Here is a 12,936-nt window from a genome sequence, read left to right as displayed (position 1 = left end):
CGACTTCTCACCGGCTTGAAGCTGTCATCTCAAGGGCAAGGGAGTGCCGACGATGTACAAACTGCTGCTGTGCCTGCGGTATTTGCGGACACGTTATATTGCTTTGGCCAGCATCATCAGCGTCATGCTGGGCGTGGCGACGATGATTGTCGTCAACAGCGTGATGGCCGGCTTCAGCAATGAAATGCGGGACCGAATTCACGGGTTTCTGGCGGATATTGTCGTCGAAGCCCGCAGCATGGACGGCATCCGCGACGCCGACGCTCAGATGGCCCGCGTCCGGGACGCTGTCGGAGACTACGTCGCAGCGATGACGCCCACGGTCGAAGTTCCGGCGATGATTACGTTTAGCGATCCGCTGACTGGTGAGAACTACACCACCGACGTGATCGTCGTCGGCATTGACCCGGCAGGAAAAGCCAGCGTCGGCCCGTTGCGAAGTTACCTTGCCAGCTACAACCCGGTCATCGAGGACGGTCGCGTCGTGCAGCCGGCTGAGCGTTCCGAAGATGAACCTCTGGGCTGGAATCTGACTCCGCAAAGCGCCGAATACCGCAAACTGGTCAAGTCAGAGGAAGCTCTGTTCCTGCAGCCGGAACGCCGAACGCCGGCAACGTCAGATCAGGCGCACGACGCGCCGCCTGGCAACGTTCCCGAAGACATCGCCGCTCCGGAATTCGAATCCAGCGACGAAGCATTCCCCGCCGGCGATGGTCACCTCGCCGAATCGGCCGCGCCGGCGCCTCCTCCGGTCTTCGCGGACGATCCGTTTCCGGAACATGTGCCCGGCGGCCAGGCTCCGAATGGTGCGCCGCTTGCGGCTCGCATCTACATCGGTGACGGACTCGTCAGTTTTCTGGCCGAAGATCCCCGCACCGGCAAGTCGGAAAAGCACTACATGAAGAAACCCGGTGAGGACATCATCATTACAACAATGACGGCCGGTACGCCTCCCACACCGGTCAGTTTTCAGGCCACCGTTGTCGACCTGTTTCGCAGTGGCATGAGCGAATACGATGGCAATCTTGTGCTTATGAATCTGGATGAACTTCAGAAGGTCCGCGGCATGGTGCGGCGGGAAAACGGCCTGGTTGTGCCGGGTTCCGAAGCGATTACGTCCATTCAGATCAAGCTGAAGAACTATGACGACGCGGAAGAAGTCGTCAGGCGGCTGCAGGCGGCCTTTCTGCCCGGCGAAGTATCCGTCAGGACATGGGAAGCCAAGCAGGGACTGCTGCTGTCGGCCGTCGACGTCGAAACCGCCATCCTGAACGTGCTGCTTTTTCTGATCATCGCCGTCGCGGGCTTCGGCATCCTGGCGATTTTCTTCATGATCGTCGTGGAAAAGACCCGGGACATCGGCATTCTGAAATCGCTGGGTGCGAGTTCCGCGGGAGTGATGTCGATCTTCCTCAGCTACGGACTTGGCCTGGGCATCGTCGGCAGCGCGGCGGGAGTCACCATCGGCCTGCTGTTCGTGAAATACATCAACCAGATTGAGGACGCTCTGAGCTGGCTGACGGGCCGCAAAGTGTTCGACGAAAAGATCTACTACTTCTTCGAAATCCCCACTCAGGTCAGTCCGATGATGGTGTTCTGCGTGGCACTCGGTGCGGTGGGCATCGCCGTGCTGGCCAGCGTCCTTCCCGCTCGCCGAGCCTCCCGGCTGCATCCCGTTCGTGCTCTGAGGTACGAGTAGGGGCAGAGGAACATTCAGTTTCCCGTGTTCAGTTTGCCAACTGAACGCAAATCGCTGAATACGGACCATCGCAAACTGGAATCCCCATGACTGAAACTGTCCGCATGAATCAACCGCTGATTTCCGCTCTGGCGATCGAAAAAGCCTACACCAAGGGCGAACACAAAATCCCCGTCCTGCGCGGCGCCGGACTGGCCGCCAATCGCGGCGAATTTGTTTCCGTGGTCGGTCAGAGCGGTTCCGGAAAAAGCACGCTGCTGCACGTCATGGGCCTGCTGGATTCACCGGACGTTGGCGAAGTGCTGCTGGAAGGCCGCCGGATTGACAACCTGAACCAGAAGGCCCGCGATCAGCTTCGCAATCACGTGTTCGGCTTCATTTTTCAGTTCTATCATCTGCTGCCGGAACTCACGCTGCTGGAAAACGTGATGACGCCGCTGATGATTCGCCATTCGCTGTTCAGCTACTGGAAGCAGCGGAAACAGGTGCGAGAACAGGCGATGGACATTCTGCAGCAGGTCGGCCTGGAACATCGCATCAAACACCGCCCGTCCGAACTTTCCGGCGGCGAAATGCAGCGCGGCGCCATCGCCCGGGCACTGATCGGCAAACCGGAAATCCTGCTGGCCGATGAACCCACGGGGAATCTGGATTCGTCGACCGGCGGTGAAATCATGGAAACGCTGAACCGGCTGAATCAGGACAGCCAGCTAACGATCGTGATGGTCACTCACGACGAAGCCGTCGCCCGGCTGGCCCATCGCATCGTGCGGCTGTCCGAAGGCCAGATCGAAAAACTGCGCCGCGAAGACGCAGCGTAGAGCAGTGTCAGTCGCGAATTGATGAATGCAGATCTGCGACGGACGATCGGGAGGGCGAGGCTCCCGCCGAGCCGCGCGGCGCGACACCGCATCAGTCCGCGAACGTTACGTTCCCCGGTTTCACATCGGCCAGATGAATTCCCATGCGAGCGAAGTGGGCCATCAATGATCGAACGACGGACCAGCGTTCTTCGCCGAATTGCTCCAGCTTGTCCGCCTGCCACTCTTCCATCACGTCGTCGGGAAAATCGGGTCGCCGGTCAAGGTACGCGCCGGCAAAGTCCAGAACGTAGGGAGGCGTGACGACTTCCATTTCAATGACCCACAAATCGTCGTCGAACGCGAACATCACCGGCACGGAGAATCCCATGATCTCCTGCACCTGGTGTTCCCGAAGCCGCAGATAGACATCGCGTTCCTTCTGATACAGCGGCTCGAATGCCAGGGCTTTCAATGCCGTTTTCACGTTCGTTCTCACGACGACACCATCGAACCCCTGTCCCAGCCAATCGGTCAGTTGAATTCCGCGGGAATCGGCGTAACGCTTAACACGATCTTTCGCCTCTTCTTGCCAGCCATACACGGCACTTGGTATCCTCGCCAGATTGAAGATCAACCGGTCGCGTAAGTTCACGTTCCGCTCGTGAAGCGACCAGACTCGCAAATATTCCAAATCGGTACGGTGGCCGCCATGATTGACTCCGTAAACAAGCCATATTCTGCCGAAGTGCGACTGACATTGCACGCGAACGGGACGGCATTTGACCTCGCTAAGGTCGGTCCGGACAGCGTCTATCTGCGTCACCCTGCCGAACTGCCTCCCTGTGCCGGTGAAGTCATCGTTTCGGTTGACGGCAATGCCACCCGGCATCCGGTTCGACTTCCCGAAGGTGCGGTCATGAATTCGCGCATCGTTCGAACGGTGGATGAGCATGTTTGATCTGACGGCGATTCAGAACGCTCTGTCCGAATTTGGTTTCGATGGCTGGCTGCTGTATGACTTTCGGGGCAGCAACGTGCTCGCTCAGCGAGTCCTGCAGTTGCCCGGTGACTTCGTGGCGTCCCGGCGGTTCTTCTATTTTGTTCCCGCTGAAGGAACACCGTCGAAACTTGTGCATCGCATTGAAAGTGATGTGCTGGACCATCTGCCCGGTGACAAACACATCTACCTGACCTGGCAGGAACTGAACGCCGGTGTCGAGCAGATGGTTCGCGGCGCGAAAACTGTCGCGATGGAATATTCGCCGCGCAATGCGAATCCCTATATTTCGCGAGTCGATGCGGGAACCGTGGAGCTGGTGCGTTCGTTTGGCTGCGATGTGGTGTCGTCGGGAGATCTGATTTCGCTGTTTGAAGCGACACTGACCGACGAGCAACTGCGGCTGCACCTGAAAGCATCCGAACTTACCGATGCGGCGTTCGGAAAAGTCTGGGCTTTCATCGCCGATCAGGTGCGGTCCGGAGGCACTGTGCAGGAAGTCGCCGTCCGCGACCTCATCATGCAGCACTTTGCCGACAACAGGATGACGACCTATCACCCGCCGATTGTGGGAGTCGACGGAAACGGCGGAAACCCGCACTATGAAACCGGAACCGGAACCAATACCACGATTCGCGAAGGCAGCTTTGTGCTGGTTGACCTGTGGGCAAAGCTGGACCAGCCGGACGGCATCTACAGCGATCTGACGCGAACCGGCTACGTGGGCAAGACAGTTCCGGAAAAATATGCAAAGGTCTTTGATATCGTCGCAGCGGCCCGCGACGCGGGAATTGACTGCGTTCGCAAAGCATTTGCCACCGGCGAGTCACTGCAGGGATGGCAGGTCGACGATGCCGTGCGGAGTGTGATCGAAGCGGCCGGGTATGGCGGCGACTTCTGTCATCGGACCGGCCACAGCATGGCCAGAGAAACGCACGGCAACGGCACTCACATTGACAACCTGGAAACTCACGAAACCAGGCGAATTCTGCCCCGCACGCTGTTCACAATCGAACCGGGGATCTATCTGCCCGACTTCGGCATCCGCAGTGAAGTCGATGTTTATATCCACGCCGACGGAACTGTTCAGGTGACCGGAGGCGAACCGCAAACCGAAGTGGTGGCGATTCTGGCTGAGTAGCGGCATCCGCGAAAAAGTTGCCTGTCTGATCATCCATCGCTCTCGCAACCACAGGCTTTCGTTCCGCGGCTCTGTCGCTCAAGCGTCAGCGTCCGTCGCAACTCACATGCGGTACTTCGGGTTCTCGCGGCTGAAGTCTGTGGCCACAAGTTCCCGGTCAAAGTCGACTTCGGTGAAGGAATAGTTTTCGATGAGCGTCAGCTTGTCGAGTTCTTCGGTGGACAGTCCTTCGGATTCAACGGCCCAGGTATAGTTCCGGACCAGCATCGGAATATTCCGTCGTGTGTCAATCAGTACGACGCTTTTCCGGTATAGCTCGGAGAACTCCGGCGAATCGTACTCATAGAGAAAACAGTAGCAGTCGCGTTCGTCGAATTCCTGGTTCGGAAGCCGCGTGCATTTCATGCCGTGCCCGTGCTTCAGATCATTCTGGCGATGGACAATCATCTCCTTCAGCATTCCCAGGATTCCCGCCTGAGTAATCGGGTGACGTGATTCCGCCATTGCCTGTCCGCTGAGCGGATTCAGTTTCACGGCCGGGATGAAACGGCCCTTCAGTCCACCCAGCTTGACGACCATATTGCCGTCTTCGTATTCATCGCTGTAGAGAACCTGACGGCCCTTGTCAAAGTTTCGCCACTTCATATAGACGGCGAAGTGTGGTGAGTGCTGGATCTTCAGATCGATTGACTGAGCTTCCGTCATATCGCCGTTGATGCGTTCCTGCTTATGGAACGCTGCCGTATAGCGTTCGACGGATTCCAGCATCCGGGCGCCATCCTGCAGCAGCAGCAGACTGAACCTGATCGTTTCCTGATCATTCAGATAACTGCCGCGAACCGCTGGCGCAGCGGCGGTTGACGAATCATCAGCCGCGACCGTCGCAGCGTCCGTGTCACCCGGAAGCGGCATGTCCACAATGTCAACGGGCAGCGGGACTTCAAAATCCACTCCGGAAGAACTCAGGCTTGTTGTTGTCAGCGACGTGCCGTTTTCTCCGGCCGGTGCCGGATCGAAACTTGTGTACAACAGGCCAACACTGATCGCGGTGACACACAAAGCAAGAGCATTGGAACGACGGGATGAACGTCGGGGACGGCGGCACGGCATGAAGTCGTTACCTCACAGTTGAAACGGCCGGCCCTGACAGCGAATGCGGCGAAGAACTTCGCGCGTTGAACGGGTCGGACGTTTCCGGTTGGACAATGGCCAGAGTCCGCGTGAATCTCCATTTCAGGCGACTGGCGATAACCGGAATCCATCCCGGACAGATACTCGTCGAAACTGGTACCGCGGATCCGTAAGTTCCCCGGCGGAATATTGCATCGTCAATTTCTGCCGGTTCGTCCGATTCTGAATTTCGCCGTTCGCGTCACTTTGAGCGATCGCGATTCCGGCAACCGTCAGCAACCGCGAAACAACAAAGCGTCTGCCCACTCGTTCAGGTCGTCGCAGGTTGCCGTGACATCGCAATCGGAAAAGCCGATCTCGGGACATTCCGCAGTTTCACCCGTCAGCCTGCGCCGGCTCTGCTTTCGTCGGTCATTGACGCCGGTTCGGGAAGGCAGATCCCGAAACCTGTGCGTCACCGGCGCGATCGTCCACAGCCCGTCGGCAGATTTTTCCAGGACCTGCCAGGCATCAGGCTTCGCGCCGATTATCGTGACGCAGGCCGCGCATCCACCGGTCCTGCACGTCGAACGCGTCCCGGAGCAGCGGCCGGGGGCGGCAGGAGATGGTACGAACGATCCATTGTGGATCGGCGCTACGGCCGGCGCAACTCCTGAATTCACCTCAGGTGAGCGGGAATGTGAGGTCGCAGGGTCGGCTGACTCACCAGCAGTCTTTCGCGGCCGAAGTGCGCGTGGGAAGCCAGCAGCGCGTAGCTGTCAGCATTTGCCATACGCTGCTTGTGAGTCAGCTTGAATACTTTTTCGCGGTAACCGGGGTCGCGAATGCGCAGGTAGTTTTCATCATCCACGAAGTGAAACAGTTCGTGGACCAGAATATGGGCGAACTTGTCGTCCGGCGCCTGTTCCATTTTTCGACACAGGTACACATGACCGGTATGCACGTCCGGATGTTCGCGTTTCTCATGCGATTTCCAGGTGGGTACATAGGCGTAGTGGCTGTGGCCAAGCGGATCGATTGTAAATATGGAAACACCCAGCGGATTTCCTCGGTGACGGGACTGGGCGGGCTGTTCAGAGCTGTCCAGGCACGCCGGAACGTTGTGCGGATCGAAACCAGCGCAGCCTGAGTCTGTGACTGTGACAACCGTTTGAAGTCGAAATACAGATCCGCCATCTCGTAGTCGCGTTTGGAAGAAAATATGCCGTCTCCGAACCGGAGGTAGTCCATCGCCCGTTCAACTGTTCGCTGGCCTTTCGTGACGATCTGCGTCAGCGTGCCCATTGCAGCGGCGACGCGCGCCAGCAGAGCCGCATTGTTCACGCCCAGCCGCGGCTTCGACACCTCATTCATCCGCTTGAGTGTCGGACCGAACGGATCCACTCGTCCATCACTGCCCGTCTGCTGGACGCTTTGGAAGTGCGCAATGGCACTGTTTGTCTTTGGTCCGATCCAGCCGTCCTCGACCAGTGCCACGGAAGGACCGCCGTCTGTGGGCTCAATCAGATTCAGCAGCTTCTGGATCTTCAGCACGTCGTCGCGGTCGTTGCGACCTCCGCGGCCGACAGATCGTCTGATGCGCCACGCGGAGACACTGCCTTCATAGGGGTACGAGTAACAGTCGTCCCCGGAATTCGCCAGAATTCTCATCGTCACCTCACGCCGGATCATGATGCAGTCAGGAGCGGCGTGGCTGTCCCGCCGCTGGTACTTTCATGCCGGGACGCGAGGCAAATGAAACAGCAAACTCGAAAACGCTGCCAAAGCGCCGAAGTTTCCCTTCGGACAATATTGGGCTCAAATATCACGGCCGGTGGCACTGACGAACGGCCGGAGATTCCTGGACTGGTGACGTGTGCCACGGGCTGTGCCGGCCGCCTCAGTCAGACAACGGAAAACACGGGCAAAGCCAGATGTGGCACATGCTCCGGCAGGTTGGACGTGACGCCTGGCCGAGGACTCGGCACGCCGACCGGCAATCACCGTTTGAGTTGCTCACGACTTTGATCGTTTGTTTTCCGGACGATCAATTCGGTGTCATCTCGTACAGAGTGTCACGCAAAAGTCGTTCAGGCAATCGTAGTGACTCACACATCGCAATTCCGGACCCGCGAGACGAAGTCGTCTGAGTAGGTGCCAAAGTGGATCAGGAGCCCAAAACGGTCGATTCTCTGCAGCATCGCCCGGAAAATCGTTCGCCAGCCGCAGCTCTTTGCGTGACGGTTTACCGGATGCCAGGCTGGTCCAGCAGTCACAGTGGAGCCGCGTCATCAAAGCGAGTTCATCGTTGCAGGGCAGTTGTCGTTCGAGCGGCGAATTGCGGAACGGCGTGAATCCGAACCGGTCGGATGCGACGGTCTCATCCTGCAACGCCCCGCGAAGCAGTCGAAGCTTCAACTCAGCGGGAATTGCCGACTCAAGGGCAGCGCAGTCGGTATGGCGTGGCAGTGTGGCATTTACTGATATGCACAAGTGAATTGGTACCTTCGAGCTTTCGAACGGGATCTGCGACGGCCGGGTTCTTACTGTCCTGGTAGACAATGACCACAGGTTCTGCGTTCAATTAGGTCGCGGTCACCCTTCGGCGTGCAGGCGGACTCCCTGCACAGTGTAGCCGAGAGGAACGCTCAGCGCAGCAAACGGCGCGAAGACGAAGCGAGTTCATGGCGGCTGCTTGTGTCGGTGCAGGAGTCGACGATTCAGCCCCGCGAACTGCGTTGGAGAGGAGTCGAACCAGTGCAGAAAACGCGGGGGTTTTCGAGAAGACAGTAGCCAAAGTGGTGCGCCCAGGTGGTGCAGATGGCGGCGATCTGGCGTCGAGATTTGTCGATTCGCGATTATTCGAGTTGACGCGTGTCTGGCCGGAACTGGCCGAGGACGTTCGCCAGCGCATTCTTGCCGAAGCGGGACTTGTTTCGGAACCGGGGTCGAATCATTCTCATGCTTTCAGTCGCGGGATGTCTGCCGGTACATCGCGTATCGACGAAGGAACCTGTGAGAATGGTGTGGAAATAGTCAATCTGTCTGATTCCCCGGAAGCAGAACCAGTTTGACTATGACGGCCTCCTTTCCGTCCGCGCGTTGTCGGCAGACGGTTCTGTCTGTTACCCGCGACCGTAAAGTTCGAAGGCGGCGACCAGGTGGTCGCTGACGGTGCGCGGCATTTTCTTCGAGCGTCGTTCAATGCTCCGGGCTCGCAGGAAGCGGCGGTCCTGATCGGACGCGGATTCGTCGGCATCGTGTCAGGTAGGCGTCGGCCAGTGCGGTGGCAAAGTAGGCGGCTTCGGTGTCGGCGATCGGCCAGCGGGCGGCAATGACCGAACGGCCGCCTGAGGCTACGCCAGCCGGGCGTAGAGACCCTGAACGTCTCGATCGCCGGACTGCCGCAGTCGGCCGACAATGCATGCCACCAGTACCAACGAATCCACTCGTCCGAACAGCCGGGCACCGTGGCCGTTGAAGGCTCCGTCGGCCAGGTGGACGCCCCAGCCGTCAAGGCCGGGATTGTCCGGTCGCGAGGTTCCTGACCGTGGCCGCCGATCACGGCGAGCCGAATCATCTGCCCATCGCTGGCGAGGAAGAATGCACGTTTGGTTTCGAAGCCAGCGGCTGGCCTCCCAGTCCGTTCAGCCGGCATCCGTGCTTGTCACAGGCCACCATCAGACCATGATGCAAATGAGCCAGTCCGATCATGCGGCGGCGATCATTCGGTTCCAGCCATTGTGCCGACAGCACGTGCGGTCGGGCTTCCTGACCGAACCGGGCAGCCTGCTGTTCGATGACTCGGTTCAGGGTCAGCGAAACTACGGCACTGGTGGACGCAACCGCCTCGAACAGTCGCTGATCGTCGCTGACCGGAAACAGGGCTAGCGGCAGCGTCCGCAGCAGGCCTTCGAGCTGCAGCAGCACGTCTGTGTTTTGCCAGTCGATGCCCGAATCGGCGGCGAACAGCGGTCGCAGGTCAAACTCGCCGCACAGCGGCAGAAATCTGCATTTCGGTCGCGAACGCAGTTCGTCCTGGCGTTTCTGATTTCTTTCCTTCAGGTCGGGTGACCAGGGATGACGCGTGTGATCAAGAACGCGGTTCCACGCCGCCAGAATTTCCGGAGGAATATCCGCAGAGACGCTTTCTCTGAACCAGATGCTGAAGCAGGAATCGGCCGAACTCCGCAAACATTCCCAGACCGAAGTGACCGGGATGGTTGGGGTTGCAGTCTTCGGCAGGCTGCACAAGCTGACTAAGCCCTTCCACGGCATTTTCAATGAGGTCTCGCAGACGGCCTTCATCTTCGAGCATTGCCATGTCGGCGGGCTCGGCATCCGGCTTCAGCACCATGCGCCCCAGCCGTCGGAGATCTCTTGCCTGAGCGTTTGACAGCCGCTGAGTGCCGGACGCATCGCGCTGAAACGCCCACGCCGCCTCGACCAAAGCGTCGAAGGCAAAGTTCACCAGATGCAGCCGTCGTCCGGCACCGGAAGACCCGGTCTGCCGAACCACCTGGTTCAGTGTTCCATCGTTGTGCCATGCCATCCAGCGGACCGCATCGTTTTCGGCATCCAGAAACGCACGAATCAGAACGCTGCCCGTTGGCAGGGCGGCCTGCAGGTCTGCCGGTTCTTCAGCCAGCGATCGCAGCTCTTTCAGCAGCGCTTGTTCTTCGTCGGTCAGTTGTCGCGTCGAGACAGGTGGTGCAAATGATTCTGAAGCAGTCGACTGGCGGGATTCCAGCGGAAGAGCGTAGCCGCCGATCAGTCCGGTTGCTGACGTGGAATTCATCGCTGACAGGTTGCCATCCTGACGGAACCGGTCAATCCAGCCGTCTGAAGAGCTATCCTCTCGCCATGGTTCGCTATCGTCATCGGGCCACGGCCAGTCCTGCGATGCAATAAGCTCAGGTGACCCGTCATGGCCGACGAAACCAAACCGCTCCAGCATTTCTTCGAGGACATCGCGATTGCGAAATTCGTCAGCCCATTTCGTGAGCCCGACGGTCGATTTCTGCGGCCATGAAGTCACCAGAGGCGACGGCGCGATCTGCGTGGATCACACCGATACGCTTCATCACGCTGGCGATCCCTCCGACAACGTGCAAAAAATCGTGCCGCTGCTGCCAGGTCGGCAGGTGTTCGTCCCGTGTTGCTCGGACAAATTCGGCGATGGCATCGCACACGGCCAGCGCTCGCTCATCACTCTCGCCTGCTACATTCAGCCAGGTCTGCATCGCCAACAGCCCTTGCCCGTCGGCCGAGATTCCGTCGATCCAGAGGGGCGGCCGCAAACTGCACGGGATCACATTCCAGCAGACCTGCTATCAGCATCCCGGCTTGAGCCTGCTTGGCCGTCCACGAACCGCAGCGCATCGGCCAGCGCCGAATCGTGTTGCTGCAGGTCCTGCCCGGGTCGCCGATCTCCGACAGCGGACCGGCCTGCAGCGCTTGACCGAGCTGCTCACGGCACTCACAAAGTCCGATTTGCCAGTTTCCAGAAACGCCTCCATCAGCATCACGCACTGACGAGCCCCGCCCTTCCGTCCACGAACCGCAACGCATCGGCCAGCGACAGAATCGTGTTGCTGCAGGTCACCGGATCGCCGATCTCCGACGGACCGGCCTGCAGCGCCGACTGAAGCTGCTCGGCACTCACAAAGTCCGATTTGCTGATTTCCAGAAACGCCTCCATCCAGCATCACGCACTGACGAGCCCCGCGCTGCGTCCACGAACCGCAGCATCGGCCAGCGACAGAATCGTGTTGCTGCGGGTCACCGGACCGCCGATCTCCGACAGCGGACCGGCCTGCAGCGCCCGACTGAAGCTGCTCGGCACTCACAAAGTCCGATTCGCTGATTTCCAGAAACGCCTCCATCAGTTCGGCGACGCTTACGATCGTCCGAGTAGCCGAAGGCCCTGCATCGCCGAACACAGGGACATCACATAGAGATCGATGGCCGCCGTCCGCAGCGGAATCGGAGTGAGCCAAGGTTCACCGTGCAGTACAGGCACAGCGGAATCATGTTCGATTCCCTGCCCACTGAAGCCAGGTCGTTGGCTGGAACTGTTCCGGGATCGACAGGCCCGTGAGTTCCTGGAATTGCTCACCTGTTGTCGCAGCGGCAAGTTGCATACATACGGTGTGAAAATGATATTGACCACCCTTGTCGGGATCGGTCGCCAGCGGTTCGATGTAAGTCTGCACGAGCCGCATCTGGTCGCGCCAGTCGGCGAGGGCCTCGTCCGGAGCGATCTTGGCAAACTCGGCCAGTGGCTGCTGATGCAGCGAGGAAAGACACCGCAGGCGGTTGTCGCCGTTAATCAGGACGATCAATTCTTCACGAATCGTCATGGCTGAACTCCTTATTCCTCTGTGGACTGGTCGTTGTTCTCGATCGGGCTCGTTGCTCCGTCTGGCGTGTTCAATGCCTTTGCTTCCAACGCCAGTGATGGCTGAAAGGCAATTGTGGCGGTTGTGACGCATCCTTCGCCATCACTGGCAGTGCGTCGATTCCCGCAGCGGCCAGCTTTCGCCGTCCGTATTCCTGCAACCGGCTGCACCACACGTCCGGCAGGCGGTCGTCGATGTCATCGGCCAGCCCGCACAACGCTCCCGGATTGCTCAGCAGCCGAGCCAGATCGCTGCAGGCTTCCGGACCATCTGGCCCTTCCAGCACCACCGTTTCCCAAAGTTCGTCCTCCGGAACCTCATTGCCAGTGAACGGGTTTACGCCGAAGTGTTCCTGAAGCCGTCGAATCCATTCGGCTCGCGGGCGGCATTGTCGGCGGCCGTTTCCAGCATCCCCAAGCCGCCTCTTCAATTCTTCGGAAGCGATTCAATGGCGTTCAGATCGCTGTGGCCGCTGACCAGAGCCGCAAACAGCCGTTCGTCGATTTTGTCGTCTGTTGTCATTTTGCCAATACTGTTTGAAATGTTCTCTGGAAACTTTCACTCCGTGGCTTCTTGCCACATGCTGAAGTGAATGGAGTCGTGAATGTGAAACGTCCATGTGTGCGGGTCCATGCCGGCGTCACACAGCAGCGCCGAAACCATGGCCCCTCGCTTTACGTGTTCGCTTCGTCATCGCCGGATCGCGAATGCCGGCCTTTCGTGCCAGGTCACGGTTTGTTTCGTCACCCACATGTCGGGCTTTCAGCAGTCGCTGGTCGTCCAGA

13 protein-coding genes are annotated in these 12,936 nt (G+C 59.0%); 4 read left to right on the top strand and 9 right to left on the bottom strand.

All coding sequences use genetic code 11. The features are described 5' to 3' along the window. Positions 1 to 52 precede the first annotated feature (52 nt). Both R3C19_10155 and R3C19_10150 read left to right on the top strand, forming a co-directional pair. A complete protein-coding gene (locus R3C19_10155) occupies positions 53 to 1,699 on the top strand; it encodes an ABC transporter permease (protein ID MEZ6060714.1) in 1,647 nt (548 codons plus the stop codon). 86 nt (positions 1,700 to 1,785) lie between these two features. Beyond that, positions 1,786 to 2,520 (top strand): ABC transporter ATP-binding protein, encoded by a 735-nt coding sequence (locus R3C19_10150; GenBank protein MEZ6060713.1) that lies wholly within the window; start codon positions 1,786 to 1,788, stop codon positions 2,518 to 2,520. Positions 2,521 to 2,611: 91 nt separating this feature from the next. On the opposite strand, the gene R3C19_10145 is transcribed toward R3C19_10150, so the two are convergent. Then, positions 2,612 to 3,103 (bottom strand): hypothetical protein, encoded by a 492-nt coding sequence (locus R3C19_10145; protein MEZ6060712.1) that lies wholly within the window; start codon positions 3,101 to 3,103, stop codon positions 2,612 to 2,614. Between the two features lie 108 nt (positions 3,104 to 3,211). Here R3C19_10145 and R3C19_10140 point away from each other — a divergent pair, with 108 nt between their 5' ends. Both R3C19_10140 and R3C19_10135 read left to right on the top strand, forming a co-directional pair. After that, a complete protein-coding gene (locus tag R3C19_10140; protein MEZ6060711.1) occupies positions 3,212 to 3,460 on the top strand; it encodes a hypothetical protein in 249 nt (82 codons plus the stop codon). Beyond that, entirely contained in the window at positions 3,453 to 4,640 is a 1,188-nt protein-coding gene (locus tag R3C19_10135; protein MEZ6060710.1) for a M24 family metallopeptidase, read from the top strand. The genes R3C19_10140 and R3C19_10135 overlap by 8 nt, the downstream gene beginning before the upstream one ends. A gap of 102 nt (positions 4,641 to 4,742) precedes the next feature. Here the strand turns inward: R3C19_10135 and R3C19_10130 are convergent, their stop codons facing one another. The 8 genes from R3C19_10130 to R3C19_10095 form a co-directional block, all read right to left on the bottom strand. Then, on the bottom strand, positions 4,743 to 5,669 hold the full coding sequence (locus R3C19_10130; GenBank protein MEZ6060709.1) for a DUF1571 domain-containing protein: 927 nt from the start codon (positions 5,667 to 5,669) through the stop codon (positions 4,743 to 4,745). 760 nt (positions 5,670 to 6,429) lie between these two features. Further along, on the bottom strand, positions 6,430 to 6,714 hold the full coding sequence (locus tag R3C19_10125; protein MEZ6060708.1) for a hypothetical protein: 285 nt from the start codon (positions 6,712 to 6,714) through the stop codon (positions 6,430 to 6,432). Positions 6,715 to 9,326: 2,612 nt separating this feature from the next. Beyond that, a complete protein-coding gene (locus R3C19_10120) occupies positions 9,327 to 9,680 on the bottom strand; it encodes a hypothetical protein (protein ID MEZ6060707.1) in 354 nt (117 codons plus the stop codon). A 163-nt stretch (positions 9,681 to 9,843) separates the two neighbouring features. Next, on the bottom strand, positions 9,844 to 10,788 hold the full coding sequence (locus R3C19_10115) for a hypothetical protein (GenBank protein MEZ6060706.1): 945 nt from the start codon (positions 10,786 to 10,788) through the stop codon (positions 9,844 to 9,846). A gap of 486 nt (positions 10,789 to 11,274) precedes the next feature. Beyond that, a complete protein-coding gene (locus R3C19_10110) occupies positions 11,275 to 11,451 on the bottom strand; it encodes a hypothetical protein (GenBank protein ID MEZ6060705.1) in 177 nt (58 codons plus the stop codon). Positions 11,452 to 11,457: 6 nt separating this feature from the next. Further along, complete coding sequence (locus tag R3C19_10105) at positions 11,458 to 11,595, bottom strand: hypothetical protein (protein ID MEZ6060704.1); 138 nt, start codon at positions 11,593 to 11,595, stop codon at positions 11,458 to 11,460. 184 nt (positions 11,596 to 11,779) lie between these two features. Then, positions 11,780 to 12,112: a hypothetical protein gene (locus tag R3C19_10100; protein ID MEZ6060703.1), complete on the bottom strand. Its 333-nt coding sequence runs from the start codon at positions 12,110 to 12,112 to the stop codon at positions 11,780 to 11,782. A gap of 70 nt (positions 12,113 to 12,182) precedes the next feature. After that, on the bottom strand, positions 12,183 to 12,437 hold the full coding sequence (locus R3C19_10095; GenBank protein MEZ6060702.1) for a hypothetical protein: 255 nt from the start codon (positions 12,435 to 12,437) through the stop codon (positions 12,183 to 12,185). Positions 12,438 to 12,936: the final 499 nt, after the last annotated feature.

The sequence above is a fragment of the Planctomycetaceae bacterium genome (assembly GCA_041398785.1).
Lineage (GTDB): Bacteria > Planctomycetota > Planctomycetia > Planctomycetales > Planctomycetaceae > JAWKUA01.
The sequence above is the reverse complement of the archived record's forward strand: the minus strand, read 5'-3'. Positions and strand labels throughout refer to the sequence as shown.

Bases quoted from the DNA above. Each gene is read 5' to 3' on its own strand.
- R3C19_10150 (MEZ6060713.1), top strand. From the start codon at position 1,786: ATGACTGAAACTGTCCGCATGAATCAACCGCTGATTTCCGCTCTGGCG.
- R3C19_10135 (MEZ6060710.1), top strand. From the start codon at position 3,453: ATGTTTGATCTGACGGCGATTCAGAACGCTCTGTCCGAATTTGGTTTC.
- R3C19_10100 (MEZ6060703.1), bottom strand. From the start codon at position 12,112: ATGACGATTCGTGAAGAATTGATCGTCCTGATTAACGGCGACAACCGC.
- R3C19_10110 (MEZ6060705.1), bottom strand. From the start codon at position 11,451: ATGGAGGCGTTTCTGGAAATCAGCAAATCGGACTTTGTGAGTGCCGAG.
- R3C19_10155 (MEZ6060714.1), top strand. From the start codon at position 53: ATGTACAAACTGCTGCTGTGCCTGCGGTATTTGCGGACACGTTATATT.
- R3C19_10140 (MEZ6060711.1), top strand. From the start codon at position 3,212: ATGATTGACTCCGTAAACAAGCCATATTCTGCCGAAGTGCGACTGACA.